23 protein-coding genes are annotated in these 26,796 nt (G+C 43.4%); 11 read left to right on the top strand and 12 right to left on the bottom strand.

What is annotated here, in order from left to right; all coding sequences use genetic code 11:
• Window positions 1–2: 2 nt before the first annotated feature.
• Window positions 3–953 carry a hypothetical protein gene (locus IEW93_RS08625; protein ID WP_223418766.1) on the top strand — a complete coding sequence of 317 codons (951 nt, stop codon included), beginning with the start codon at window positions 3–5 and terminating at the stop codon, window positions 951–953.
• Window positions 954–1,202: 249 nt separating this feature from the next.
• Complete coding sequence (locus tag IEW93_RS08620; RefSeq protein ID WP_188738924.1) at window positions 1,203–1,676, top strand: TetR family transcriptional regulator; 474 nt, start codon at window positions 1,203–1,205, stop codon at window positions 1,674–1,676.
• Window positions 1,677–1,906: 230 nt separating this feature from the next.
• Here IEW93_RS08620 and IEW93_RS08615 read toward each other — a convergent pair whose 3' ends face one another.
• The 5 genes from IEW93_RS08615 to IEW93_RS08595 all read right to left on the bottom strand — a co-directional run bounded on the left by IEW93_RS08615 (window position 1,907) and on the right by IEW93_RS08595 (window position 7,228).
• The gene (locus IEW93_RS08615) at window positions 1,907–2,605 is read right to left on the bottom strand and encodes a DUF3581 domain-containing protein (RefSeq protein WP_188738923.1); all 699 of its coding nucleotides are present in this window, start codon (window positions 2,603–2,605) and stop codon (window positions 1,907–1,909) included.
• Window positions 2,606–2,850: 245 nt separating this feature from the next.
• Window positions 2,851–3,873 (bottom strand): sensor domain-containing diguanylate cyclase, encoded by a 1,023-nt coding sequence (locus IEW93_RS08610; protein WP_188738957.1) that lies wholly within the window; start codon window positions 3,871–3,873, stop codon window positions 2,851–2,853.
• Window positions 3,874–3,976: 103 nt separating this feature from the next.
• Window positions 3,977–5,461 carry a Re/Si-specific NAD(P)(+) transhydrogenase subunit beta gene (pntB, locus tag IEW93_RS08605; RefSeq protein WP_188738922.1) on the bottom strand — a complete coding sequence of 495 codons (1,485 nt, stop codon included), beginning with the start codon at window positions 5,459–5,461 and terminating at the stop codon, window positions 3,977–3,979.
• An 11-nt stretch (window positions 5,462–5,472) separates the two neighbouring features.
• Window positions 5,473–7,002, bottom strand: a complete 1,530-nt coding sequence (locus tag IEW93_RS08600; RefSeq protein WP_188738921.1) for a Re/Si-specific NAD(P)(+) transhydrogenase subunit alpha — start codon at window positions 7,000–7,002, stop codon at window positions 5,473–5,475.
• Between the two features lie 70 nt (window positions 7,003–7,072).
• A complete protein-coding gene (locus IEW93_RS08595) occupies window positions 7,073–7,228 on the bottom strand; it encodes a hypothetical protein (protein WP_188738920.1) in 156 nt (51 codons plus the stop codon).
• A gap of 237 nt (window positions 7,229–7,465) precedes the next feature.
• Between IEW93_RS08595 and IEW93_RS08590 the strand changes: the two genes are divergently transcribed.
• From IEW93_RS08590 to IEW93_RS08575, 4 genes are all read left to right on the top strand, one after another.
• Entirely contained in the window at window positions 7,466–9,256 is a 1,791-nt protein-coding gene (locus IEW93_RS08590; protein WP_188738919.1) for an assimilatory sulfite reductase (NADPH) flavoprotein subunit, read from the top strand.
• A gap of 77 nt (window positions 9,257–9,333) precedes the next feature.
• The gene (cysI, locus tag IEW93_RS08585) at window positions 9,334–11,025 is read left to right on the top strand and encodes an assimilatory sulfite reductase (NADPH) hemoprotein subunit (protein WP_188738918.1); all 1,692 of its coding nucleotides are present in this window, start codon (window positions 9,334–9,336) and stop codon (window positions 11,023–11,025) included.
• On the top strand, window positions 11,018–11,809 hold the full coding sequence (locus tag IEW93_RS08580; protein WP_188738917.1) for a phosphoadenylyl-sulfate reductase: 792 nt from the start codon (window positions 11,018–11,020) through the stop codon (window positions 11,807–11,809). Before cysI ends, IEW93_RS08580 begins: the two co-directional genes overlap by 8 nt.
• 959 nt (window positions 11,810–12,768) lie before the next feature.
• A complete protein-coding gene (locus IEW93_RS08575) occupies window positions 12,769–14,493 on the top strand; it encodes a hypothetical protein (RefSeq protein WP_188738916.1) in 1,725 nt (574 codons plus the stop codon).
• Between the two features lie 83 nt (window positions 14,494–14,576).
• Here IEW93_RS08575 and IEW93_RS08570 read toward each other — a convergent pair whose 3' ends face one another.
• Window positions 14,577–15,467, bottom strand: a complete 891-nt coding sequence (locus tag IEW93_RS08570; protein WP_223418765.1) for a phospholipase A — start codon at window positions 15,465–15,467, stop codon at window positions 14,577–14,579.
• Window positions 15,468–15,712: 245 nt separating this feature from the next.
• On the opposite strand from IEW93_RS08570, the gene cobA reads away from it, so the two are divergent.
• From cobA to cysC, 5 genes are read left to right on the top strand one after another with little or no spacing between them, the layout of a single operon-like run.
• A complete protein-coding gene (cobA, locus tag IEW93_RS08565) occupies window positions 15,713–16,531 on the top strand; it encodes a uroporphyrinogen-III C-methyltransferase (protein ID WP_188738914.1) in 819 nt (272 codons plus the stop codon).
• Between the two features lie 54 nt (window positions 16,532–16,585).
• Entirely contained in the window at window positions 16,586–17,494 is a 909-nt protein-coding gene (gene cysD, locus IEW93_RS08560) for a sulfate adenylyltransferase subunit CysD (protein WP_188738913.1), read from the top strand.
• A 48-nt stretch (window positions 17,495–17,542) separates the two neighbouring features.
• A complete protein-coding gene (gene cysN / locus IEW93_RS08555) occupies window positions 17,543–18,985 on the top strand; it encodes a sulfate adenylyltransferase subunit CysN (RefSeq protein WP_188738956.1) in 1,443 nt (480 codons plus the stop codon).
• A gap of 3 nt (window positions 18,986–18,988) precedes the next feature.
• Complete coding sequence (locus tag IEW93_RS08550; protein ID WP_188738912.1) at window positions 18,989–20,713, top strand: SLC13 family permease; 1,725 nt, start codon at window positions 18,989–18,991, stop codon at window positions 20,711–20,713.
• A 45-nt stretch (window positions 20,714–20,758) separates the two neighbouring features.
• Window positions 20,759–21,382, top strand: a complete 624-nt coding sequence (gene cysC, locus IEW93_RS08545; RefSeq protein WP_188738911.1) for an adenylyl-sulfate kinase — start codon at window positions 20,759–20,761, stop codon at window positions 21,380–21,382.
• 81 nt (window positions 21,383–21,463) lie between these two features.
• Here the strand turns inward: cysC and IEW93_RS08540 are convergent, their stop codons facing one another.
• The 6 genes from IEW93_RS08540 to yjjX form a co-directional block, all read right to left on the bottom strand.
• A complete protein-coding gene (locus IEW93_RS08540; RefSeq protein ID WP_188738910.1) occupies window positions 21,464–22,645 on the bottom strand; it encodes a membrane dipeptidase in 1,182 nt (393 codons plus the stop codon).
• Between the two features lie 25 nt (window positions 22,646–22,670).
• Window positions 22,671–23,132: a SufE family protein gene (locus IEW93_RS08535; RefSeq protein WP_188738909.1), complete on the bottom strand. Its 462-nt coding sequence runs from the start codon at window positions 23,130–23,132 to the stop codon at window positions 22,671–22,673.
• 37 nt (window positions 23,133–23,169) lie between these two features.
• On the bottom strand, window positions 23,170–24,429 hold the full coding sequence (locus IEW93_RS08530; protein ID WP_188738908.1) for an aminotransferase class V-fold PLP-dependent enzyme: 1,260 nt from the start codon (window positions 24,427–24,429) through the stop codon (window positions 23,170–23,172).
• A gap of 100 nt (window positions 24,430–24,529) precedes the next feature.
• Window positions 24,530–25,570, bottom strand: a complete 1,041-nt coding sequence (locus IEW93_RS08525; protein ID WP_188738907.1) for an NADP(H)-dependent aldo-keto reductase — start codon at window positions 25,568–25,570, stop codon at window positions 24,530–24,532.
• A 141-nt stretch (window positions 25,571–25,711) separates the two neighbouring features.
• Window positions 25,712–26,221 (bottom strand): GNAT family N-acetyltransferase, encoded by a 510-nt coding sequence (locus IEW93_RS08520; RefSeq protein WP_188738906.1) that lies wholly within the window; start codon window positions 26,219–26,221, stop codon window positions 25,712–25,714.
• Window positions 26,205–26,771: an inosine/xanthosine triphosphatase gene (yjjX, locus tag IEW93_RS08515; RefSeq protein WP_188738905.1), complete on the bottom strand. Its 567-nt coding sequence runs from the start codon at window positions 26,769–26,771 to the stop codon at window positions 26,205–26,207. Before yjjX ends, IEW93_RS08520 begins: the two co-directional genes overlap by 17 nt.
• Window positions 26,772–26,796: the final 25 nt, after the last annotated feature.

Genomic DNA, 26,796 nt, shown 5'->3' with positions numbered 1-26,796 from the left:
TGATGACTTTTCACTGGCAATGGTTATTCGTTAGCCTTATCGGTTTCAGTGTTGCTGTTGCCAGTGAGCCGTTTCCCACCTCTTTTGCGGCCACTGTTGTTACAACGGCTACCGCGTCACCTGAACGTGTCATCCCGTCTGCAAAAACGCATGGTGAATTTACCGACATAGGAGACAAGCGCGCACTCATTTGCCAGTTAGCGTATTTACAGCCATGCTTGCAGCGATTACCTCAATCACTTAGTCAACAAAGCGTATTTTCGGAACCTTCTATCCGTCGTGCTATTGGTTTTAAAAGTGCCATGGTGTTATCGGCTAATGATGAGGTTATTGCCGGTGTTATTGTGCTTAACCCCTCTAAAGAAATGACGGTGCAAAGTGGCTCTATAGGCTTAACAACTTATCAGTTATCGTTGCAACAACAAGCACAACTAACGCTTTGGCATGAAATTGGGCATTTGCATAACATTAGGCTACAAAACTCGCTGCTACCGGCCTCATTAACGGAGTATCAGCATGAGTGGTTGGCCGATTTGTATTTACTATGGCGCATAGCTCAGCACCATCATGAACTTGATCTTGCTTGGCAACAACTTCATCGACGTAACCTTGCATTAATTAATGACAGTGGCAATTTGACACATTGGAGTTCTCCTCAGCTACAAATTGCATTAACTCACTATAACATTGAGAAATTGCAGAGTTTTATTCTGTACGATGATTTTATTGCTGCTGTATATCCTTTAATGCCTTTATGGTCATCACGGGATATGGCCGAATTTTCAAGTTTAGTGCAACGGACGTTTGGCGCAGGGGTTGTACAACCTTTACCGGGATACATGTTTTGGCGGCAACCTAAGCTGATTGAAGTATTATCCCCTACACTCGAACAGCTGATGGGTAAAGACTCTGCGCAGCGTTGGCTACGAAATCAATTCAGCACACTTGAGTAATTTGTAACGCTTTGTAACTCAATTAAATCACGCCTTCTTTTTACCGTACGGTCGTTAATTATCATACAATTTCTATAACCTTTGATTTTAAAGGGGGAAATTGTTAGTTATCGCGATAATGTTCTGTTTTATCTTGTGTTTCTGGATGTTGTACGGTTAAAAATGTTGTAAATTTGCTGATTCTTAGCAGAATTTTCTAGTTTGGTCTGTTAAGCTCTTGCTCCAAAAATAATTAGAGAGACCGAGTTTATGGCCAAGCGTTCACGCGTTGAAACTGAGTTAACCGTTAACCAAATCTTAGACCAAGCCTTTAAACAAATCCTCACGATTGGTTTTGAGGCCATGTCATACACTACCTTGTCAGCTGCCACTGGGGTCAGCCGAACGGGTATTAGCCATCACTTTCCACGTAAAACGGAATTTTTAGTGCGATTAGATGAACGAATTGGACAGTTTTTCATTGAAGGTTTAGATTTTTCTTCAATAGAGTCTTTGCAGCAATCTTGGGGGGCATTAATGCAGAACCCAGAGCGTAAAGCCGTATTAAAACTGTTTTTTAGTTTGTGTGGCAGTGCCGATGACAGTGTAAAAACGCTGACATCGCTTAACCTGGCAAGAGAGACGGCTAATCGTCATTTTGCTCTGGCGGGGAGCCAGTGCGTTGAGCAATTAATTGGACACAGTGCGCTAGCATTGTTACAAGATGAACATGCTGCGTCATAAGTAAGCAATCGTAGAGTATAAAATTTGACTATGTAGTCATTTTACCTTGTAAGTAACACTCGGTGTTTAAATTGGCGATATGATCAATAAAACAACGGGCTATCATTATCTATACCGTAAGCGTACAGTTTTACTGGTAAAATTGAATGCTAAACATTACTGATTAATGATATTAACGCGAGTTGCGCAATAATGTGCACTCGCGTTTTACCTTGCGGTACGAGCAAACATTACGCTTGTTTTCTACTTTCATAAGCGTCGCACAATAATTGTGCTTTTTCATCGTCATACTCACGAAGACCGCTCAATACCAATGTTTTTACCCCACTGCCTATTACTTTACCTTCGCTTTGCAGTTCAAAGGTGAGGGTGACATCACCACGTTTACCATTAATGACGAGGTTTTGGTCAGCAAGGTGAAGGCTCATGGTGGTAAAGTCAAAATGATCAAGGTGAAACGACATACTTTCGTAAATAACCAATGGTCGATCTGGATTAATCATCACTTGATGTTGCTTCATCATTGGCATTAACACATGGATGAAGTTTAGGCCTGAAAAAGCCACATAACTTTTGATAAATGCGGCGGTTTGCACATCGCATTTACACACCTCACCCTGACGCTCAATATGCAGATATTCTTTACCTTTGGTATCGCAAATGCTGAATTTGCTGGTGACGCTTTTATCTAAATGAAGTTCGACATTATCACCGACCATACCAGCAAATTTAAATTGCATATTTTGGCTTAACCCATATTCGGTTAATACTAATGCAAACAGTAAGTCGCCTGGAACACAAAAGCGTTTGGCGCCTACGTCATGTATCGGGTTGAAGTCTTCAGCCACTTTTTTGGCAAAGTCACTTGCCTGCTGGGCAGAGATAAAAACACTTTGATCTTGCTTAGTAAAATAAGGTGATAAAAACATAAAGAATTATTCTTATTGGTCAGTTGTTTGCTGTAACACTACAGCGGTTTGTTACTGATTATGCAGTAATAAACACGCTTTTGGGCAGCAATATATTAATAAAATGTTTAATTGCACGAGAGTTTACTTTAAAACGTCAAATAAACTCACCCGATGACTATGGGTTGCGAGTGTTGTTAAGGCTAATCTTGTCCTGATTTGTTGGTCATAGGCATGAGTTAGCTGATATTTTGCGCCTTGGATCGTTACCAAAACAAGACATTGTGCTTGCCGTGTTTTTTGACGCTATACATGGCTTTATCTGCTTGCTCACATACGTTGGCAAACTCATCTAATTCGTCGAATAAACTAATGCCAATACTTAAGCCGATGTTGATGGTTTCACCATCGAGTTCCAGTGACGGGCGGTATAAATCTAACAAGGTGTTGGCCATTTTTGTGAGTAACTCAACGTTATTGCATTGAGTTAAAATGACAAACTCATCTCCGCCAAAACGCGCCACATGAAAAGGGTAATGTTTTTGATTGGCTTTTAAAGGGGTTAAATATTGTTGGCATGTGTGGCTGAGATTTGTGGCGATATGGATCAGTACACTGTCGCCATAACGATGGCCTAAATGATCATTAATGACTTTAAAACCATCGAGATCGATAAAGCATAATGCGCCATGGTGCTTTTTATTTAGTGTTTTTTTGCTATGTTCAAAAGCTGCGATAAGTGCCGTGCGATTAAGTAGTTGAGTTAGTGGATCGCGATGAGCCAATTTGGACAGTTCTTCTTCGTAGCGTTTTTCTTTTGTGACATCAATATGGGTGCCCATAATACGTAATGGTTTACCATTAATGTCGTACTCAATAACACGGCCACGATCGGATACCCATGTAATGCTTCCATCTTTGTGAGTCATGCGGTGTACAGCTTGGTAGGTTTCCGCTTTACCCGCAACGTGATCCTCGAATGCTTCGATAACCCAAGCCTTATCTTCTGGGTGTAAATTGTTTTTCCAACTGTCGATATGAGCCGGGAGTTCTTGGCGAGTGAAGCCGAGAAGATGGCCCCATTGTTGGTTAAAAATGGTGAGATTGCCCGTGGGAATATGTTGTTCCCATAAACATAGGCCTGTGCCATCAAGAGCGGCATTGAGTTGCTCGTTAACCCGTTTGTTCACTAGTGTGAGATGGCTGTTCTCGCGTTCTAGTTGCTTTATTTTGAGCCTACACTGCTCAAGTTCAAGCTGCAATTGTGCGATGTTGTCTTGCAATGCCATTGATAACTGATAATCCTTTAACGTCACAGCGGTCCAGTTTAGCTAACTTTGATGTAAAAAAATACCAGCAAATGAGCTGGTATTTTTATGGTGACTTACAATACTAGAGTGCTTTTAAAATCGCTTCTACACTGTCTTTGGCATCGCCAAACAGCATTTGGGTATTATCTTTAAAAAACAATGGATTTTGTACACCGGCATAACCTGTGTTCATTGAACGTTTAAAGCCAATCACATTTTGCGCTTTCCACACTTCGAGTACTGGCATACCGGCGATGGGACTATTTGGATCTTCCATCGCAGCAGGGTTAACCGTATCGTTAGCGCCAATTACTAATACTGTGTCAGTGTCGCTAAAGTCTTCGTTGATTTCGTCCATTTCGAGCACGATATCGTAAGGTACTTTGGCTTCTGCTAGCAGTACGTTCATGTGGCCAGGTAAGCGCCCTGCAACAGGGTGAATACCAAAGCGAACCTTAATACCTAATGCCCGCAGCTTTTTAGTGATTTCTGCTACAGGATATTGCGCCTGAGCAACAGCCATACCATAGCCCGGTGTGATGATGACTGAGTCTGATGCTTTAAGCATTTCTGCGACATCTTCAGCACTGGTTTCGCGGTATTCGCCAACGGTTTCATCGCCAGATGCGGCAGCGCTGTCGTTACCAAAACCACCGGCAATTACTGAAATAAACGAGCGGTTCATGGCTTTACACATAATGTAAGACAGAATTGCACCCGATGAGCCCACTAGCGCGCCCACAACAATCAGTAAGTCATTTGACAACATAAAGCCTGCTGCTGCCGCTGCCCAACCTGAATATGAGTTCAGCATTGAAACAACAACTGGCATGTCTGCGCCGCCAATAGATGCCACTAAATGCCAGCCAAATGCAAAGGCAATTAAGGTCATTAAAATTAGTGGAGTGACAGCGCCGCCTGCTTGTACAAACATCACCATCAAAATGAATGATACTACTACCGCTAGCAAGTTAAACTTATGGCGGTGCGGTAACATTAACGCTTTTGATGAAATAAGTCCGCGTAACTTAGCAAAGGCAACAATTGAGCCTGTAAAGGTCACTGCACCAATAAATACCCCTAAGAATACTTCAACTAAGTGAATGTTTAGCATGGCGCCAGTTAAGTGTTCAGCTTGCTGTACTTGGCTTGCTTCAACAAAAGCGGCCTTGGCAGACTCTAGAGTTGTATGTAAGTCTTGACCTAAAACCACAACAACTTCAGAGACTTCGTGAGGCTGAATATCAATAAAGCTATTAAAGCCCACTAATACGGCTGCTAAACCCACAAAACTGTGCAAAATGGCAACCAGCTCTGGCATTTCAGTCATTTCAACTTTTAATGCTAAGCGGATACCGATTGCACCACCAATCACCATGGCCAGAATGATCCATTCTACGCCACTTGTAGCAGGGTTGAGTATGGTGGCTGCCAGCGCAATCGCCATACCAATTATGCCAAATAAATTACCATTTTTAGCCGTTTCTTGTTTTGATAACCCAGCTAAGCTGAGAATAAAAAATACCGCGGCAATGATATAAGATGCTGTAACCAGTCCTTGAGACACGATATTCCCCCTTAATCTTTACGGAACATCTTCAGCATACGCTGAGTGACGGTAAAGCCGCCAAAGATGTTAATACTGGCGATAAGCACCGCAACAAACGCAAGTGCAGTGACAAGGGCTGAGCCTTGACCAATCTGCAATAGCGCACCTACCACAATAATGCCTGAAATCGCATTAGTGACCGACATTAATGGTGTATGTAACGCATGAGACACGTTCCACACCACGTAGTAACCGACCACGCACGACAAAATAAACACGGTAAAATGAGATAAAAACTCAGCTGGTGCCACAGATGCCACCGCGGCAAAGCCAGCAATGCCGAGTGCACCTAAGATATATTTAAGCTTCGACGGTGCTTTTTCTACTTTTTCGGCTTTAGGTTCAGCGCTCGCAGCAGGTTTTGCTGGTGCAGCTGAGACTGAAATGGCGGGTGGTGGGAAGGTAATTTCGCCGCCACGAGTCACGGTCATATTGCGCATTACTACATCATCAAAGTCCAGTATTGCATTGCCGTCTTTGGCTTTACACATTAACTTCATCAAGTTGACTAGGTTAGTGCCATAAAGCTGCGATGACTGTGCAGGTAAACGACCTGGAAGGTCGGTATAACCTAATACTTTCACGCCATTGTCAGTAATAAAGCGCTCACCAGTGACGGTGTATTCACAGTTACCGCCTGTTGCCGCCGCTAAATCGACAATCACCGATCCCGGTTTCATGGTGTCTACCATGTCTTTGGTAATAAGCTTTGGCGCTGGGCGACCTGGAATAAGCGCGGTAGTAATAATGATGTCGACTTCTTTTGCTTGCTCGGCAAATAACGCCATTTCAGCAGCAATAAACTCATCACTCATGACTTTGGCGTAGCCGTCAGATGACCCGCCTTCTTTGTTTTCAAACTCAAGCTTTAAAAAGCTGCCGCCCATTGACTCAATTTGCTCCGCCACTTCAAGGCGAGTGTCAAATGCGCGAACGATAGCGCCAAGAGAGCCTGCCGTGCCAATAGCAGCAAGACCTGCAACACCAGCACCAATGACTAAGACTTTAGCTGGAGGGACTTTACCTGCTGCGGTGATTTGGCCCGTAAAGAAACGGCCAAACTCGTGTGCGGCTTCTACCACTGCACGGTAACCGCCAATGTTGGCCATTGATGATAACGCATCTAGAGATTGCGCCCGTGAAATACGTGGCACCATGTCCATGGCCATTACGGTAATATTTTTACTTGAAAGTTTTTCAACAAGCTCTGGGTTTTGCGCTGGCCAAATAAAACTGACCAAGGTGGTACCCGATTTCATTTTTGCAATTTCTTCATCGGACGGTGCATTGACCTTAAAAATAAAGTCTGCTTGATATACGTCGTCGACTACATCTGCCCCAGCGGCTTCAAATGCAGCATTATCAAAGCTTGACTTAACACCTGCCTGTGCTTCGACTGCCACACTAAAGCCGAGTTTTTTTAGTTGTACCACAGTGGCTGGAGTCGCCGCGACTCGAGTTTCACCTTCGATACTTTCTCTCGGTATTCCAATCTGCATGACTGTTTCCTGGTGGTTAATGAAAGACCGTCTATTGCTTTCCCCATCAATAGACCATTGTGTTTGAGTATTACTGCTCCACATGGGCACTTAGAGGATAGAAAAAGTGCAGCATATGACCATTGAAGTCGGGTAAACTATTTAGCCAATGGTATTGCGATGACATCGCGATATCATATTCAAATGTCGTTTTACTCAGAGAACAATTAACCTGATAGTTTTTCATGAGTTAATTTGGCCTCCTAGCTTGCGACATGAGGCGTGTTCGGTACAAGTGCCTTTGGGCTAATTCCTTGGTTTTAAATTGAGGTAATTTAAAAACTTTTAACTACGCCACACTTTTGTAGCCTAAAAAAGCACCTTTGCATATTCCTAAATGGAATAAAAAATTATCTTTTATTCTTTTTTGGTTTTCAACGCTAGTAGTAAGCTAACTCACATTACACTGTTATAAGGCCGTCTTATGTTGTTAAAAGAACTTTCAGCGCTAGCATCGCCATTGTCTCAAGGGCAAGTCGACAAGCTAAAACAATTCACATCAGAATTATCGTCTGTGCAGCTTGCATGGGTCAGCGGCTATTTGGCTGCAACAGCAAGCCAGGGCCAAACTGCAGGCGTGCCGGCAGCAGAGACTTCTGCAGCACAAACAGTGACCATTTTATATGGCAGCCAAACTGGCAATGGGCGCGGTGTTGCTCAAGCATTAGCGGCAAAAGCCCAAGCACAAGGCTATACCGTCAATCTTGCCTCTATGGGTGAGTACAATGTACGTCAGCTTAAGCAAGAAACGGTGTTACTACTGGTTGTGAGTACTCACGGTGAAGGTGAAGCGCCCGATGATGCTATTGAGCTGCATAAATTTTTAGCCTCAAAACGTGCGCCTAAATTAGATAACTTACATTACTCAGTTTTGGCCTTAGGTGACTCAAGCTACGAGTTTTTCTGCCAAACTGGTAAAGACTTTGATGCGCGTTTAAGTGCGCTTGGTGCTAAAGCATTACTGCCTATTGTTGAGTGTGACGTTGATTACGAAGACGCAGCTGCACAATGGCAAGACAGCGTAATAGAAGCGGCTAAGCCTCATATTCAAACCACAGGTGCTAGCGTTACCGCTATTGGTTCAGCTTCTGTTGTTGGTGAAAGCCAATACACCAAGCAAAACCCATACAGCGCTGAAGTGCTAGTTAGCCAAAAAATTACCGGCCGTGATTCTGACCGTGACGTACGCCATGTTGAAATTGATTTAGGCGAGTCAGGGCTAACTTATCAAGTAGGTGATGCGTTAGGTGTGTGGTTTAGTAACAACGAAGCCTTAGTGGATGAAGTGATCAGCGGCCTTGGTTTAGACGCTGATGAAAATGTCACCGTATCAAAAGAGTCGTATTCATTAAAAGCGGCATTAACCGACAAGAAAGAATTAACCCAGTTATACCCAGGACTTGTAAAGTCATGGGCCGAGCTGAGTGGCAGTGCCGAGCTTGCAGCCATTTGTGAAGACAAAGAGCAAATCAGGCAGTTTATTTTGACGCACCAGTTTGCTGATGTAGTGGCGGCATACCCAGCGAAAGTTAGTGCAGCACAGCTTGTTGATATGCTACGCCCATTAACACCTCGCCTGTACTCAATTGCTTCAAGTCAGGCCGAAGTTGAATCGGAAGTACATTTAACGGTTGCATTAGTTGAAGATGAACGTCAAGGCCATGCGCGTTTTGGCGGTGCATCGCACTTTTTAGCCTCGGCGGAAGAAGGCCAACAGGTTAACGTTTATGTTGAACCTAATAACAACTTCCGTTTACCTGAAAACCCAGAGACGCCGGTGATTATGGTTGGTCCTGGTACAGGTGTTGCGCCATTTCGCGCCTTTATGCAGCAACGTGTTGCTGACGGTGTATCGGGCAACAGCTGGTTATTCTTTGGAAACCCGCATTTTGAACAAGACTTTTTATATCAGGTTGAGTGGCAGCAATATCTTAAAAACGGCGACTTATCGCGTTTAGATGTCGCATTCTCACGCGATCAGGCTCATAAAGTGTATGTCCAGCATCGTATTGCAGAACAGGCTGAAGCCTTATGGCAGTGGCTACAAAATGGCGCTCATGTGTATATTTGTGGTGACGCAGAACGCATGGCAAAAGACGTACACCAAGCATTAGTGAATATTGCGGTTGAACAAGGTGGCTTAAGCGCTGATGACGCCGAAGCATACTTTGAAACACTACGTAGCGAAAAACGCTATCAAAAAGACGTGTATTAAATTCGACCCGGTTGTGAGTCAAGTATCGCAACCCAACCGCACTAATGAATAGAACAGAATTGAGAGAGGCCCAGGCCATGAGTGAGCAAAAGTTAGCAGTAAACGAATACTTAAAAATTGACAGTGATTATTTGCGAGGTAGCATCCAGGAAGGGTTAGACACCCAAGTGACCGGCTCGTTTAGCGATGGCGATCAGCAGTTAATTAAATTCCATGGATTTTACCAGCAAGACGACCGCGATTTGCGTAACGAGCGTAAAGAGCAAAAGTTAGAGCCTTTGCATAGCTTTATGTTACGTGCTCGTGTGCCTGGTGGTATTTGTACCCCACAGCAGTGGTTAGAAGTTGATAAAATTTCATCAACATTGACCACATCAAACAGCATTCGTTTAACCACGCGTCAAACGTTTCAATACCATGGTATTCCAAAGCGTAATTTAAAAACGCTAATCCAGGGATTAGATCGCGCAGCGCTTGATTCTATTGCCGCCTGTGGTGACGTAAACCGTAACGTAATGTGTAACCCAAACCCTGTTGAGTCAAAGTTACATGCACAGGCTTACGCGGTTGCCAAGCATTTATCTGATCACTTGCTGCCGCACACTCGTGCTTATGCTGAAATTTGGTTAGATGAAGAAAAGCTATTAGGCACTGAAACCGTAGAGCCGGTTTATGGCCAAACCTATTTGCCACGTAAGTTTAAAATGGCTGTTGCTGTGCCGCCTGATAATGACGTGGACGTTTACACTAACGATCTTGGTTTTATTGCCGTTGCAGAAGATGGCGAATTAGTTGGCTTTAACCTCGTTGCTGGCGGCGGCATGGGGTCTACCCACGGCGAAGTAGAAACCTTTCCACGGTTAGCGGATGACTTTGGTTTTATCAAAACAGAAGATGTCACCAAGTTTGCAGAAGCGGTTATGACTGTTCAGCGCGACTGGGGTAACCGTGTTGTGCGTAAACGTGCGCGTTTAAAGTACACCATTGTTGACCATGGCTATGAGGCATTTAAAGCCGAAGTTGAAAAGCGTGCCGGGGTTAAATTTGAACCAAAACGTGACGTGATCATTGGCGATCGCGGCGATCGTTATGGTTGGGTTGAAGGTATCGATAATAAGTGGCATTTAACGCTGTTTATTGAAAGTGGCCGCATTAAAGATATGCCTGGTCAAACCCTGCAAACGGGTTTACGTGAAATTGCCAAAATTCACAAAGGCGATTTCCGCATGACTTCTAACCAAAACATGATCATTGCCGGCGTTGCTGCTGAAGATAAGGCTGAAATTGAAGGCTTAGCCCGTAAACACGGCTTATTAGGTCAAGTATTAAGTGGTACTCGCGGCCATTCTATTGCCTGCGTAGCATTACCGACTTGCCCATTAGCCATGGCTGAAGCAGAGCGTTATTTCCCAGAGTTTATCGATCATGTTGATGCGCTACAGGCAAAACACGGTATAAGTGAGCAATCTATTGTTGTACGTATGACAGGTTGTCCAAACGGCTGTGCTCGTCCATTTGCTGCTGAAATTGGCTTAGTGGGCAAAGCGCCTGGTCGTTATAACTTGTATTTAGGCGCCAGCTTTGAAGGCACGCGTTTAAATAAAATGCATAAAGAAAACATTCAAGAAGCTGAAATTTTAGCTGAGTTGGATGTCTTGTTTGGCCGCTACGCCACTGAGCGTGATGCTGGCGAAACCTTTGGTAACTTCACAGTGCGCATTGGCGTTGTGAAGGCGGTTAATGACGCCGCTAAGGATTTTCATGCCTAAAGAAGTGGTAACGACTGCATCAACAGGTGCAGGCGTCGATCATAGTGTGACTCCCGCTCAATTGCAGGCGCTGTTATCAGCGCCTAAAGATGAGCAAGTGGCTGCGCTGGAAAGCATAAACCAGTTTTTAGCGGGTTTAACGGCTCAAGAGCGTGTAGCCTGGGGATTAGCCTATTTACCAGGCGAGCATGCTTTGTCGTCAAGCTTTGGTATTCAAGGCGCGGTGATGTTGCATATGGTGACTCAGGCACAAAGCGATATTCCGGTCATTTTAACCGACACAGGCTATTTATTTCCTGAAACATATCAGTTTATTGATCAGTTAACTGAGCGTTTAAACCTCAACCTTAAAGTGTACCAGGCTGAGCAAACTCAAGCGTGGCAAGAAGCGCGTTTTGGTAAGCTGTGGGAGCAGGGGATTGATGGCCTAGAAAAGTATAACCGCATCAATAAAGTGGAGCCTATGCAGCGCGCATTAGCTGAATTGAATGTCAGCACCTGGTTTGCGGGGTTACGTCGCAGTCAGTCGAGCACGCGTGAGGCATTGCCCATATTGGCAATCAGCGGCAAACGCTTTAAGTTGCTGCCTATTATTGAATGGAACAATAAAGACGTACACATGTATTTAACTGAGCATAATCTGCCATATCATCCTTTGTGGGATCATGGCTATGTGTCAGTGGGTGATACTCATTCTAGCAAGCCGTTAGAATTAGGTATGACAGAAGAAGAAACCCGCTTTAATGGCTTAAAGCGTGAGTGTGGTTTGCACTTTGATATTTAATTTTTAATTTATTTCTCAATGACGTAAAGGCTTACTGGGGCGTGTTTATCAATAAAGATAAACACGCCCTTGCATTTATACCATTTCCATTAATTATGTGACCAATCAGAGTCGCTCAGACTGTTCAGTTTGAGGCGCATTGTTGAAATAATGGTTATTCCCTTCTAAGGCAATGCAACAAAGAAATGGACTGTCTGAGCGTCTCCTGCAAGGCGGGTTTCTGTGCCTTCTATGCTGCTTAATAGTATTTTGACGTAGAGCAACTATGCCTACAATCCTATTACTTGCCTAGAAGGCACAGAATTCCCGCTGAATGACCAGATAATTAGTGGAATTGGTATTACAGCCAATAAAACGAGTAAATGTTAGCGATAAGATTGAGTGTGATGTCAGCTGTTGGCTCACGACATATCACCCAAAAGATTGAATTTATATCATGCTATCAACAAGTCATTATTTTGTAATGTTGATAAATCATGGTGTTGTACGCAAATAATGCATTATACGATTAATTTTTATTTAAATTTTCATGCAAGTATGCCGATACTAGTCTAGATTTAGACGTTCCCGTAGAGAGTGTTTTTGTTGACGTTTTGAGGTTGTTTTTGCAACCCGCGTACCTTCAAACGCTTCGCTCGCTTCCTCGAGCACTTTGATTGACTTGTTAGCGTATAAGCAATCATCACTGTAAACCCGGTAACCCTGTTTTGTATGGGTTATCGGGTATTATTTTTTCCTTTCCTGATCTTTTTTGTCTGCCTCTCATCCTCTTGTTTGAATGAATTGCCCATTTACTGCCTTTTTTGAATCACCACTACTAATGCGTAATGTTTCATTTAATGTTAGATTAATCCGCAGTTTATCGGTGTAATCGATAATAAATTTTGAATGTACAACATCATTTTAACGCTAACTCATCTCATGGAAGAGTTAACAACAATATAAATTGGAGTTTATAGATGAACAAAATGGCAATAGCGGCAGCGGCATTAGCCGTCGGTGCAGGTGGGTATTTCCTGTTACAACAAGATGCATCGGTTGTTAAAAATGATCCTATGCTCGATTTTATCCCTGCAGACACCGTTGTATTCTCAGGCCAATTGGCGCCTTTTCCATTAAAAGATTATTTGTACAGTATTGCAGGTAATTACCAAGTTAATGGTATGGATGAACTGCTTCAGCTTGATGCCAGTTCATCGGCGCAAGAGCGATTCTTTGTCAGCTTGTACAAGCAATATATGAACGTATTGCCAACCCCTGATGTATTGTTAACCACCTATGGATTACCAGACACCATTAAGAGTTATTTTTACACGTTAGGTGCGCTGCCAGTCATGAAAATACAGTTAAGCAACCCAAGTGCATTTTGGGCTGAGCTTGACCGTGCCGAGCAAGACAGTGGCTCAATGCATACAACAGGAAAAGTTGGCACCACAGAGTATCGTGCTTATGCATTAACCGATGCCAATGAACAAGAGCAAATCAACCTAGTGTTTGCTGAAAAACAAGGCTGGTTAACCGTAACGTTAAATACCTCGTTTAATCAAATAGAGCTGCTTGAAATGGCCCTTGGTGAAAAAACCGTAGAGCAGCCATTAAGTGGCACGACAATGCTGCAAGACATTGCTAAAAGTCATGGCTTTATGCAAGACAGCATTAGTTTTGTTAACCATGTTGAATTGATCAAAGGCTTAACCACTGCTGATGGCAATATGCTTGCGAAACAAATTAGCAAAATGGTCGAAACTCAAGGTGAAGATCCCTTTGCTGAATTAAAAGTGCCTGCATGCCAAACCGAGTTTGCAGCAATAGCCGCCAACTGGCCACGCACCGTGATGGGCTTAAATAGCTATTCAATTAGCCGTGAAGAAAGCGACATCGATGCCGTTGTCGTAGTTGAAAGCAATAACCAGGTTATTTTGTCTGCACTGGCTAAAATGCGTGGCTTTATTCCTGCGTTTGACAACAGCGACCACGATAATATTTTATCGATGGCTCTTGGAATGGATGTAAGCCAACTTGCTCCAGCGCTAACCGAAGTGTGGAAAGATCTGCAAACCCCAAGTTATCAATGTGAAGCGTTAGCCCAAATGCAAGGCGAACTTGATGAATTAAACCCTGCAATGTTAGGGATGATGACTGGCATGGCCAATGGCGTCAAAGGCATGAGCGTGACGTTGGCAGATTATAAATTAACCGAGGTTAATGGTGAGCCAAGTTTTGAGAAGCTAGATGCGTTAATTAGTATTTCGGCTGAAAACCCAAGCATGTTAATTGATATGGTGAAGCCATTCTTCCCGCCTTTAGCCAGCATCGAGTTAAAAGATAATGGTGATCCTGTTGATATTACACCTTTACTAATGCTACCACCTGAATTTGGCGTGAGTGCCAAAATGGCCGTTAAAGGCAATCATTTAGTGGTTTATACTGGTGATAAAGGAACTGAACTTGCTGATGGCTTATTTAAACAAACATTATCAGCCAATGGTTTTTTTGATTTTGCAGTGGATTATCAAAAAATGTTTATGCCATTAGTGGATGTGATTGAAATGAGCGGCGAGCCTATGCCTGAAGAGCTCGAGGCACTAAAAGACTACAATATGCGGTTAAAAATGTCTTTCGACTTTAGCGATAAAGGTATTGTGATTGGCTCTAAAGTGAACAGCAAAGCCAGCGCTGAGTAGTACTCATCTGGTCTTAATAGCAATTAAAAAGGTGACCTAATTAGGCCACCTTTTTTGTTTTATCCTGGATTAACGCACACGAATTACAAAATATCGTTTAACGCAATACCAATACCAATACGTTGATTATGGTGGTTATAGTCGATAAGGCTTTCACCGTAACCATTAAAATATTGGGTGTAGATCCGCAAGTTACCCATCACTGGATAACTCCAGGTAAACTCAAGCGCGCCGCGATTTGGCGATTGGAAGTTATTGCGCACTAATAGCGTAAAACGATGCTCGTCTAGGCCATACACACCCGTTAACTCAAAGTTGCCCATGTAGTCGTTAATGTCAGGGTTATCGTCGCCATCAGCTGCGGTTGGGGTTTCTTTTTCATCTTCAGGAATTCGCCACCACGCTTTTAATCCTAATGCGAATGGGCCTTTATCAAATACAGCACTACCATAAATGCGATTCCAACTGCGCGATAACTCAGTGGTTTGCCCATTAGATTGATGCACAAGACCAAAGCCTAAAAATGAGTTAGTAAAACCGCCAATTTTCCAGTCGTTGTTAAACAGCATAAACACTTCAGGTTCGTGGTTGGTTTCACGAAACGGTGATGACGCGTCTTGGTTATACACTTGCCAGTATGATTGGTTGGTATAAGCAACATATAAATGGCCATTATCGCCAAAAACGTTGTACCACACCGGAAATTTAAAACTGATTTGGAATTTAGCTTCTAAATTGTCGATATCAATATCATCGTCTGGGTATCTAGCTTCAAATGGTGATGGGTTTGTTCTGGTTTGGTAGGTAACAGGCAGCAAATAATTGGCTTTGTGCGGTGTGAGCACAAAGGGTTTTTCTGAGGTAGCAAGTTCTTCTTTTACACGTTCTTCTACTAGTGAATCTTCAGCAAATGCGCTGGTAATACTGCCTAAAAGCAACAGTGATATTCCAAGGTATTGAGTGCTTTTTATCATTACGTTATCCATTAGCAAAATTGTCGTTACACATACTTAAAGACACATTGTTATCAATTGTGTTGCTTTTGTCGAACAAACTTCAATATTGTCGGTTTACAGTATAACGATGACGACTGAATATCAGGTTTAGATCAAAAGACTTGTATATTCTTTTTTGTTATAAAAACTAACTTTTTACTATTGTATATGGAATATGTAAACCGTTATATTTGAGCCTAGTAAATTATCTTGAGGTCGTTGTGATGGAATTAGTATCGATGCCAGGCCAGAAAGCCAAAGGCAAAGTATGGTTAGTTGGCGCAGGTCCAGGTGACGTTGAGCTATTAACCCTAAAAGCCTATCGCATTCTTAAAAGTGCAGATGCCGTGCTGTATGACGCACTCGTGAGCCAAGATATTTTAGATTTAATTCCCCATAGTGCTGAAAAAATTGCCGTAGGTAAACGTGCCGGTAAACACAGTGCCGCCCAAGATGATATTAATCAACTGCTAGTGACCAAAGCGTATACCCGTAAAAATGTGGTGCGTTTAAAAGGCGGCGACCCATTTATTTTTGGTCGTGGTGGTGAAGAGTTACAAACACTAGTGGCCTCGGGCATTGCTTTTGAAGTAGTGCCAGGTATTACTGCAGCAAGTGGCACGTCTGCTTATGCTGGCATTCCGTTAACTCATCGCGATTATGCCCAAGGTGTCACTTTTATTACGGGACATTGCCAGTTAGCCAGTCGCCCTATGGATTGGCAAGGTTATGCCAATCCTAATAACACGCTAGTGGTTTATATGGGTATTTTAAATGCCAACATTATTAGCGAAGGCTTAATCGGTGCAGGAAGAAGCGCTGATACTCCTGTGGCAATAGTTTCTAAAGCTACGACATCAGCGCAGCAACGTTTTTTCGGAACATTGGGTGAGTTAGCCCAACTAGCAGCAGACCCAGCATTACAGATGCCAGCATTAATGATTATTGGTGAAGTGGTTGAGCTTGCCGACAGCTTACACTGGTTTGAGCCGAATACAGATAAACACACATCCGATTTAGAGGCTGCAGCTAAAGCGCTGTAGCGATACAATTTTAACCCGCTGTTTAGACAGCTTATAAGGTAATGGAGACTCATCATGGCAGGCCGTTCATTAAGCCATTTACAACAACTGGAAGCTGAAAGTATCCAGATCATTCGCGAAGTTGCCGCAGAGTTTGATAACCCTGTCATGATGTATTCGATAGGTAAAGACTCATCGGTAATGCTGCATCTTGCGCGTAAAGCCTTTTATCCAGGCAAAATTCCATTCCCGCTATTGCATGTTGATACCGGTTGGAAATTTAAAGAAATGATCGCTTTTCGTGATGCTCAAGCAAAAGCGTTTGGATTTGAGTTATTAACTCATACCAACCAAGAAGGGGTTGAGCAAGGTGTTGGCCCATTTACTCATGGTAGCGCTAAACACACTGACATCATGAAAACCCAGTCGTTAAAGCAAGCTTTAAACAAGTATGGTTTTGATGCTGCTTTTGGTGGCGCACGTCGTGATGAAGAAAAGTCTCGTGCAAAAGAGCGGGTGTATTCGTTCCGTGATAAACACCATCGCTGGGACCCTAAAAATCAACGTCCAGAATTATGGCGTACCTATAACGGTGCAGTAAATAAAGGCGAGAGCATTCGCGTGTTCCCATTGTCTAACTGGACTGAGCTTGATATTTGGCAATATATCTATCAAGAAAATATTGAAATTGTACCGTTATATTTTGCTGCACCTCGCCCTGTAGTTAATAAAGGCGGCCAACTTATTCTCAAAGATGATGACCGCATGCCTATTGAAGAAGGTGATCTTGAATCTGTTGAGCGCGTGCGTTTTAGAACATTAGGCTGTTATCCGTTAACGGCGGCAATGCCATCTGAAGCCGATACGTTAGAAAAAATTATTGAAGAGATGTTACTGACTCGCTCAAGTGAACGCCAAGGTCGATTAATTGATTCAGACCAGAGTGCATCTATGGAGCACAAGAAACGTCAAGGTTATTTCTAATAGCCCCTGCGGACAACGCCACTAGACACAATTTGAGTGAGAGAGATGATGGATAAAGCAACAGCAAATACAGACCGTATGGCAGCAGAGATACAGCTGCACGGTGTAAAAGAATACCTAGCGTTACAGCAAAATAAAGGTTTATTACGCTTTTTAACGTGTGGCAGTGTTGATGACGGCAAGAGTACCTTGATTGGTCGTTTATTGCACGATAGCGCTCAGATTTATGAAGACCAATTAGCAAACTTAAAAAACGACAGCGCAAAAATGGGCACAACAGGTGAAGCGATTGACCTAGCGTTATTAGTTGATGGCTTGCAAGCTGAACGTGAGCAAGGCATTACCATTGATGTGGCTTATCGTTACTTTTCTAGTGAAAAACGTAAGTTTATCATTTCAGATACGCCGGGCCATGAGCAATATACCCGTAACATGGCTACTGGGGCGTCGACTTGTGATTTGGCCGTGATTTTGGTTGATGCACGTTACGGCGTTCAAACGCAAACTAAGCGTCATGCATTTATTGCTTCTCTTCTTGGTTTACGCCACTTTGTAGTCGCAGTTAACAAGATGGATTTAGTCGGTTTTGATCAAACAGTGTTTGATAAAATTCAAGCTGACTTCGCTCATTTTGTAAAAGACTTTGGTGATTTAGACATTCATTATGTGCCGTTATCGGCATTAAATGGCGACAACGTGGTTAACCGCAGTACTCAGTGTGAATGGTATCAAGGTGGTACCTTACTCGAACTGCTTGAAACCATTGATACTCAACGTGAACTCAGTGAGTTACCCGCTCGTTTCCCTGTGCAATATGTGTCTCGTCCTAATTTGGATTTTCGTGGCTTTGCAGGTACGTTAGCGTCGGGTGTGCTTAAGGTTGGAGATGAGGTTGTTGCACTACCTTCAGGTAAGCGCAGTAAAATTGAACGCATTGTGACATTTGATGGTGATCTACAAGAGGCTGTAGCTGGTCAAGCTGTGACTATCACACTTGAAGATGAAATTGATATTTCTCGTGGTGATTTATTGGCGAAACCTGACAGCGCGCCAGAAATAGCTAATCATATCGTGGCAGACTTAGTGTGGATGGATGAAAAGCCATTACAAATTGGTCAGTTATACGATGTAAAAGTCGCGGGTAAGAAGACCCAGGCCGTTGTGAGTGAAATCGAATACGTTACCGACGTTAATACACTTGAGCGCAGCGCTGCGACGACGTTGAGCTTAAATACCATTGCACGGGTTAAGTTAGATTTAACTGAATCTGTCGTTTTAGATGCCTATAGCCTGGTGCGTGACACCGGTGGAATGATCCTAATCGATCGTTTATCGAATGCGACAGTGGCCGCTGTTATGGTGGTCAGTGGTCATCAAGGTGAAAAGCAAACCAACACTGAATTTAGTGCATTTGAAATTGAATTTAATGCCCTAGTGCGTAAGCATTTTCCACACTGGAATGCTCGTGATATTAGTCTGCTTGGAAAATAATCAATGAGCGAAATATGGTTGTTAGCGATTATCTTGTTAGCATTGGTCGGTGGACTCCTTGCGGGGCTTGCTACACCGGCCGCCATGTTTTTTTTCGCTTCATTGTTATGTTACATGCTCGGATTGGTCGATTTAAGTACCACTCTGGGCAGTTTTACCAATAATGGTTTAATTGTCTTAGTACTGTTGGTGCTAGCGGCCACAGCACTGGAAAAAACCTCTTTATTGGGCAAATTAAGTCAAGTGATTGGTAAAGGTTCGCTATTTTCAACCTTAGCTAAACTGGGGGTGTCGACAGCATTATTGTCCTCTTTTACTAACAATACCGCTGTAGTGGCCTCGTTAATTGGTGTTGTGCGCCGTAATCAGGCTCATGCCCCTGCTAAGTTATTATTACCGCTCAATTACGCTGCTATTCTCGGGGGCACATTAACCTTAATTGGTACTTCAACTAACTTAATTGTTAACTCATTTGTTGAAAACGCAGGTTTAGAACCATTGGGTTTTTTCGAGTTTTCGCAAGTCGGTGCGTTGGTGGTTGTGGGTGGATTGGTTTTATTAACCATTTTAGCTAATTTTGTGCCGGATAGACGTGAAGAATCGGAAGATGAATCACTGCCTTATTTACTAGAAGCGCATGTGGCTAAAACATCAAGTTTAGTCGGTAAAAGCGTAATTGATAACCGCTTGCGGGCACTAAAAAAACTTTATTTAGTTGAGTTAGAGCGTAGCGGTATTCGTATTTGCCCTGTGCCACCACAGCTGGTTTTGCAAGCTGATGATGTATTGCGATTTAGCGGTGCAGTTGAGTCGGTTGAATTATTGCATCAATTTGATGGCTTAGAGTGGTTTGGCAAGCAGCACGCTAAAGGACAAAACTTAGTCGAAGCCGTATTAGCACCATCATCGAGCTTGGTTGGGACGACTTTAAAGGATTCTCGATTTCGTGAAGTGTTTGACGCAGCGGTTATGGCGATTCGTCGTGGTCATCTACCGCTAAAAGGTGGGCTAGGTGACATCGTATTACAACCTGGTGACGTACTGCTCTTAACGCCAGGCGATCGTTTTTCAAAATGCCCTAATTTGACCACAGACTTTGCCGCCATTAGCGGTTTAGATTTGAGTGTTCGTTTAGATGAAAAGCGTGGCAATTGGGTATTAGCGGGATTCGCGTTAACTATTCTGGCAAGTGTTTTTGAGTTATTGCCATTAGCAAAAGGGTTGGTGCTATTACTACTCAGTTACGTGGCTATTGGGGCTGTGACCTTAACAGAACTTAAGCGCCGGTTCCCAATTGAATTGGTGGTTATTGTTGGCAGTGCGTTAGGGTTAGCAAACCTAATGGTGACTACTGGTTTGGCTGACCAAATGGCCCAGGGATTATTGAGTGTGTTTAACGGCTATGGTGTGTTTGCTGCATTTGTGGGTGTGTATTTTATCACGCTAGTTGTCACAGAGCTGATAACCAACAATGCTGCAGCTGCGTTAGCATTCCCTGTGGCTTATGCAATAGCAATGAGTTTTGGCGTTGATCCTCGCCCGTTTATTATGGCTGTGGTGTTTGGCGCCAGTGCGAGTTTTATTTCTCCTTACGGTTATCAAACTAACCTGATGGTATACAACGCAGGTAATTATAAGTTAAGTGATTTTGTTCGTTTAGGATTACCCTTATCGATTCTTTATTCTGTGATTGTACTGTTGTCTGTACCGTATTTTTTCCCGTTTTAGTATGAGTTTTAATGCGGTATATATTGCCGTAGATCAGGAGCTATTATGAGCAATATTGTTTGGCATCAACATTCGATAGACCAAGCTGCCCGTGGCGCGCAAAAAGGCCAAAACCCAGTGTTGTTATGGTTCACTGGTTTGTCTGGTTCTGGCAAGTCTACGCTTGCGGGGGCATTAGAGAGAGCGTTATTTGAACACGGATTTCATACCTATTTATTAGACGGTGACAACGTTCGCCACGGTTTATGTAAAGATTTAGGTTTTAGCCTCGAAGATCGTGATGAAAACTTACGCCGTGTAGGGGAAGTATCTAAATTAATGGTGGATTCTGGCTTGGTGGTGTTGTCGGCATTTATTTCTCCGACACGTCAAGAACGTGATCGCGTGCGGGCATTGTTTCCTCAAGGTCAGTTTATTGAAGTGCACGTATCAACGCCATTGAGCGTGTGTGAGTCGCGAGATCCTAAAGGTTTATATGCCAAAGCTCGTAAAGGTGAAATCGCTAACTTTACCGGTATTTCATCTCCTTACGAAGTGCCTGAATCTGCTGAGTTAACCATTGATACCAGCAAAGGCGATCTTGAAACTCAAGTGAATGGTTTATTAGCTTATTTAAAAGCCATTGAGGTGTTAAACCCACCGAGGCAAATTGCTGGCGCGGGAATTTAAACGGCGAATGTTAACCTCATTTAACAAATAATTAAAAAAAGGCTGAATATTACTATTCAGCCTTTTTACTTTTACCAGAGGTTAAATCAGCACCTTTTTCATCACTCTTTGCCAGTTTCCGCCCATAAAACGATCGCGATCTGATGATTTAAAGCGGGCTTTTTTGAGGGCGTCGTCGATGCGGCTCATGCGGTCGATATGATTAAACTCTGGGATCACTACGTGTTTAGGCTCTACGTCAAAACCGAGTACGTTTTTACTTTGTAGGCTGTGCCACCAGTCAAGGTACTCTTTTACGCCTTCGTTATTGTTGTTCTCTAATGCTAAAAGATTTTCTTGGCCGCGCAGTGGAAAATCATTGGCAATCGCCACGCAATCTACTCCACCAATTTTAGCGATATATTCAAGTTGATTGATATAATCCTCTATGGTTGGTACGGGCTTGTTTGTAAGCCAAAAGCTCATCATAAAGACCCCAAATACGCCACCATTGTCACCAATTGCACGAATGACTTCATCTGATGAGCAGCGCGCATGATTAACAAAATGTCTTGCTGCGCCATGGCTAAGTACTATGGGTGATTGGCTTACTTTTATGGTGTCTAACGCTGTTTGTTCACTTGCGTGACTGACATCAATTAGTATGTTTTTGCGATTGAGTTCTGCTACTAGTGCACGTCCTGCAGGCGTTAGCGGATTATTAAGGCCTTGATGTCCATCGTTGTCTAAGGCACCACCAGCGAAGCGATTACCGTAATGATGGGTCAGTTGTAGAACTCTCAGCCCGTGTTGATGCAGTGAGTCTAGTTGTGGCCAAAGCGGAAGGTCGCCATTGGTTGATATGCCATCGGATTCAACACAATCAGCACCTTGGATTTGAAAGTATACAGCGGTGCGTTGTTGAGCTCTTGCTTTGTCTATGTCTGCACCCGTTAACCCTTGTAAATAAGTATCTGGATTGGCGCTAACTGTATTGGCAGCTTGTTTTATGCTGTTAATGCAAGCCTGGTAGGTGCGCTTATAATTTTGGGTGCCATCGCTTTGTTCTATGGTCTCGATTGCCGAGATATCAGCAATAAACCCATCAAGTTTTGACGCTTTTACGTCAGCAATATTGCTAGGTAAAAAGGACAGTCCATCTATATATATTCGTCGAGGCTTAGCGGCCCAGGCTGAAAGCGTGCAAAGTGGGCTTAATAATGTGGCTGCTCCAAGGCCTTTGATGATGTTGCGGCGTGTTGGGTTGCAGACTTTATGAGTCATTATTATTCCTTAGTTTTGCCAGAAATTAGGTGATAACACCGTTTGCGTAGAGCTTAATTGCGTTTGCTAATGCGGCGAGTCCATTCGTACGTGATGGGCTTAATTGACCGCTTAATCCTAATGTGTCGAAGTAGTGCGATACGTCAAACTGGTTAATTTGTTCGGTGGTTTTACCTTGGTTTGCTACCAGTAAAATTGCAATTAACCCTTTTACAATCCTCGCATCACTGTCTGCGAGGTAATAGTGTTGGCCGTTTAGCTGATGATGGTATAACCAGGCTTGGCTTTCACAGCCTTTAACTTGAGCGTCAGCTTGCTTGAAATTATCTGCTAATGTCGGTAATTGTTTACCCAGTAGCATGATGTGACGATACTTATCTTGCCAGTTTTTAGCTTGTTCTATGTGGTTTACCGCGGCAATTACGTCGGCTGGTAAGTCGGTAAATAGCTGACTGTCGGGTATATTTTTTGGACTTATTAGTGTCATTAACTGTGTTGTCTCATAAAACGTTTTAATTGCCAAGTTATAACAGTAACTCTTTTACCGTATTTAACGCTTGGATAAATTGATCAATATCGTGCTTATTAGTATAGATGCCGATGGACGCACGGCAACAACCTGCCAAGTTAAGCTCATTCATTAAAGGCATGGCACAATGATGACCGCATCGCACTGCTATGGCCTGTTGATCTAATAAAATCCCTACGTCTTGATGGTGCTCACCTGCCAAGTTAAAGGCAACAGATCCCACATTGATTTGGCGCTTATCGTTTGCAATACCATACAAGCTGACATCACCGAGGTTAAGCAATTGTGCTTGTAAGTACTGCATTAATTTTTGCTCGTGTGCATGAATGTGTTCTCGTGGCAAACCATGCAAAAAGCTGATTGCAGCGCCTAACCCTATGACTTCAGCAATTGCTGGCGTACCTGCCTCAAGCCTGTTTGGCAGCTCACCGTATTCAGTACGATCAAAGCTAACGGTTTTGATCATTTCGCCGCCGGTAAGCATTGGCGTTAATGTATTTAATTGTTCAAAGCGGCCATATAAAATCCCCACTCCTGTTGGGCCGTACATTTTATGGCCTGAAAACACATAAAAATCGCAATCAGTGTTTTGTACATCGACATCAAGGTGGGCGACTGCTTGGGCGCCATCGACTAAGGTTAATGCCCCTGCGTTTTTTGCCATGGCGATTAAGTCGTTAATGGGGTTAACTGTGCCCAGTGCATTTGATACGTGGCATAAGGCAACTAGCTTTGGTTTGGCTTGCAGTAGCTGTTCATAGGCCTTGATATCAAGCTGTGCATCTGCGGTTAGCGGTATTGGCTTGATTGTCGCCCCCGAACGCTTAGCGAGCTCTTGCCAGGGGACTATGTTGGCATGATGCGCTGCTGTGTCGATTAAAATGATATCGTTTGGGGTGAATTGTGGCGTTAAACCGTAGGCCACCATATTGATTGATTCGGTAGTGCCGTGAGTAAAAATAATTTCTTGGGATTTTGAGGCATTAATAAAGTGAGCCACTTGCTGGCGAACGGCTTCATATTGCTGAGTTGCTCGGGTTGATAATTGATGTGCTGCGCGGTGCACATTGGCATTGTTGAGTTGATAATACTCGTTCATCGCATCAATCACGGCTTGTGGTTTTTGGCTGGTGGCTGCGGTGTCTAAATAACACAAGTGATGATCGCCTATGGTCTGTTTTAATGCCGGAAATTGATCGCGAATGGCTTGGTGATCAAATGGCGCTTGAGACGGAATTGGTGATGTCGATTTCATCAGTATTGGGTTCTTTTTAAAATAAAAGGCATCAAGATCTTCAGTGATCTTGATGCCTATTGCAAGGTTTTGTGGCCTTTGCGCTACGTTACGAGTGAATTTACGGACAAGGAAAGCGATACAGCGCCGACAGTTCGTTGATCCTGGCCATTAACTCAGCCGACAATGTCACTTTATGGCTGTCGATATTTTGTTTGAGCTGATGCAAGTCTGTTGCACCAATAATGTTAGCCGCCACAAATTTGCGACTATTTACAAACGCTAAGGCCATTTCTGTTGGGGTTAAGTCAAACTCACGTGCAAGGTCGATATAAGCCTGAGTGGCTTGCAATGCAACGGGCGTGCTGTTGTAGCGAGCAAATCGTTTGTATACCGTAAGACGTGCGCCTTCTGGCCATTGATCGTTCTCGTATTTACCCGTTAATGTGCCAAATGCCAATGGCGAATAGGCCAGTAACGGCACATTTTCACGGTGGCTAATTTCAGACATGGCAATTTCGTAGCTGCGGTTAAGCAAGTTATAGGGGTTTTGCACACTCACGATGCGTGGCAAGTCATGTTTTTCAGCCAGTTTTAGGTATTTCATAAAGCCCCACGGGGTTTCGTTTGAAATACCGATATAGCGAACTTTACCTTGTTTGATGACTTCTGCGAGGGCTTCAAGGGTGTCTAAAATTGGGGTGTAATGCTCATCTTCATCGTGCTCATACATCATCTCGCCAAAAAAATTGGTATTTCGGTCTGGCCAGTGCACCTGGTATAAGTCGATGGTGTCGATTTGTAAACGGGTAAGAGAGTCATTGACTGCTTGATGAACGTTGCGCCAGTCGAGGGCCATGTTGTCACGAATATAGTCGCCTTTACCACCAGGCGCGGCAATTTTACTGGCAATAACGAGCTCGTCACGATTGCCTTGGGCTTTTAAATAGCGCCCTAAAATGCGTTCAGTTTCGCCTTGAGTATCGGCTTTGGGAGGTACTGGGTACATTTCGGCGGTATCAATAAAGTTAATACCTTGCCCAATGGCGTAATCGAGTTGCGCGAAAGCTTGTGCTTGGGTATTTTGTTCGCCCCAAGTCATTGTCCCGAGGCAAATTTTACTGACCTCAAGGGTTGAGTGTCCGATACGTTGATATTCCATTATCTTCCTCCTATGGAATGTGCTTAATCTGAGGCTACCAAGCTTTTATCTACTTGCAAAGCGCTATCAGGCTGCTAGGTGAGGACCGCTTAAAAAACAATCTAAAGCAACGCATTCGGGAGATTAATGCAACGTGTTAAGCTATAAATCTAAGATCATTGCGATTTCGCAGGCATCGTGGCCGGTTTGCCCTAAGTGCTGACAGTGGCGAAACCCCAATTTTTTATAGAGTGCTAGGGCTTCACCTAACACGGCGGTTGTTTCTAAATACATGGATTGGTAGCCTTGCTGCTTTGCATACTCAATACATTGACGTGATAATGTTTTTGCCATGCCCTGACCGCGAATAACGTGACTAAAATACATTTTCTGCAATTCGCATACGCCATCATTGCCGGCGAGTGGAGCAACGCCTGCGCCGCCAACTACATTGCCTTGGTATTCAATCACCCAGTATTGTGATCCCTCAGGTTGATAGACCTCACTTAAACAGTCGAGGGTTTTATCTGCCACACTAAAACCTTTATCAGGCGTTAATCCGTATTCTGCCGACACATCTCGAATAACCTGTGCTAGCGCTGCGTTGTCTGCTGGTGTGAGTTGGCGAATGTGCAAATGTGCATGGGTGATTTGTTTAGTGGTTTGAGTCATTGAATAATTCCGCATTAACAAAAGGGGTCATTGCTAGCACTAGTGCTTGAGTGTAAATACTTTCTCTTGTGGCTAAACCTTGTGTCAGTAAACCAATTGCGCCGCCTTTTTGTTTAATGTTTTCAGTATTGAATAGTCGATCCATTACATGGCCGAGCTCTTCACCATTTTCCAGTGCATCAAAAATAATCTGTGGTAAAGGTAAGTTGGCACTGCGACCGACAGATAAGGTGTTATTACTGATAATGGCCATATAAGCAAATGTGGCTGGACCATGATCAAATTGATCTACACCGCCCTCCATTGCAACATAAAAGTCGGCAGTTTGAGCCTGTTGCTGGCAATCTCGCGCGCGGTTTATTGCACCTAATTTTGTTTCTGCTTCGGTCATAGGTTGTTCTGCCACTAACGAGGGCGCATGCATACCCTGACAGCGTATGGTGCTGCTTGGAAAATATTGGGCAATGGCATTTTTGGCGGCATTAATTTTTACCGGATTGGTAGAGCCGACAATAACATCAATAAATTGTGGTGTTGAAGATGTGGTCATAAAAAGTGCTTCTTAATGTCAAAAA

Origin of the sequence: Shewanella inventionis (assembly GCF_014641855.1) — a bacterium.
GTDB lineage: Bacteria > Pseudomonadota > Gammaproteobacteria > Enterobacterales > Shewanellaceae > Shewanella > Shewanella inventionis.
The sequence above is the reverse complement of the archived record's forward strand: the minus strand, read 5'-3'. Positions and strand labels throughout refer to the sequence as shown.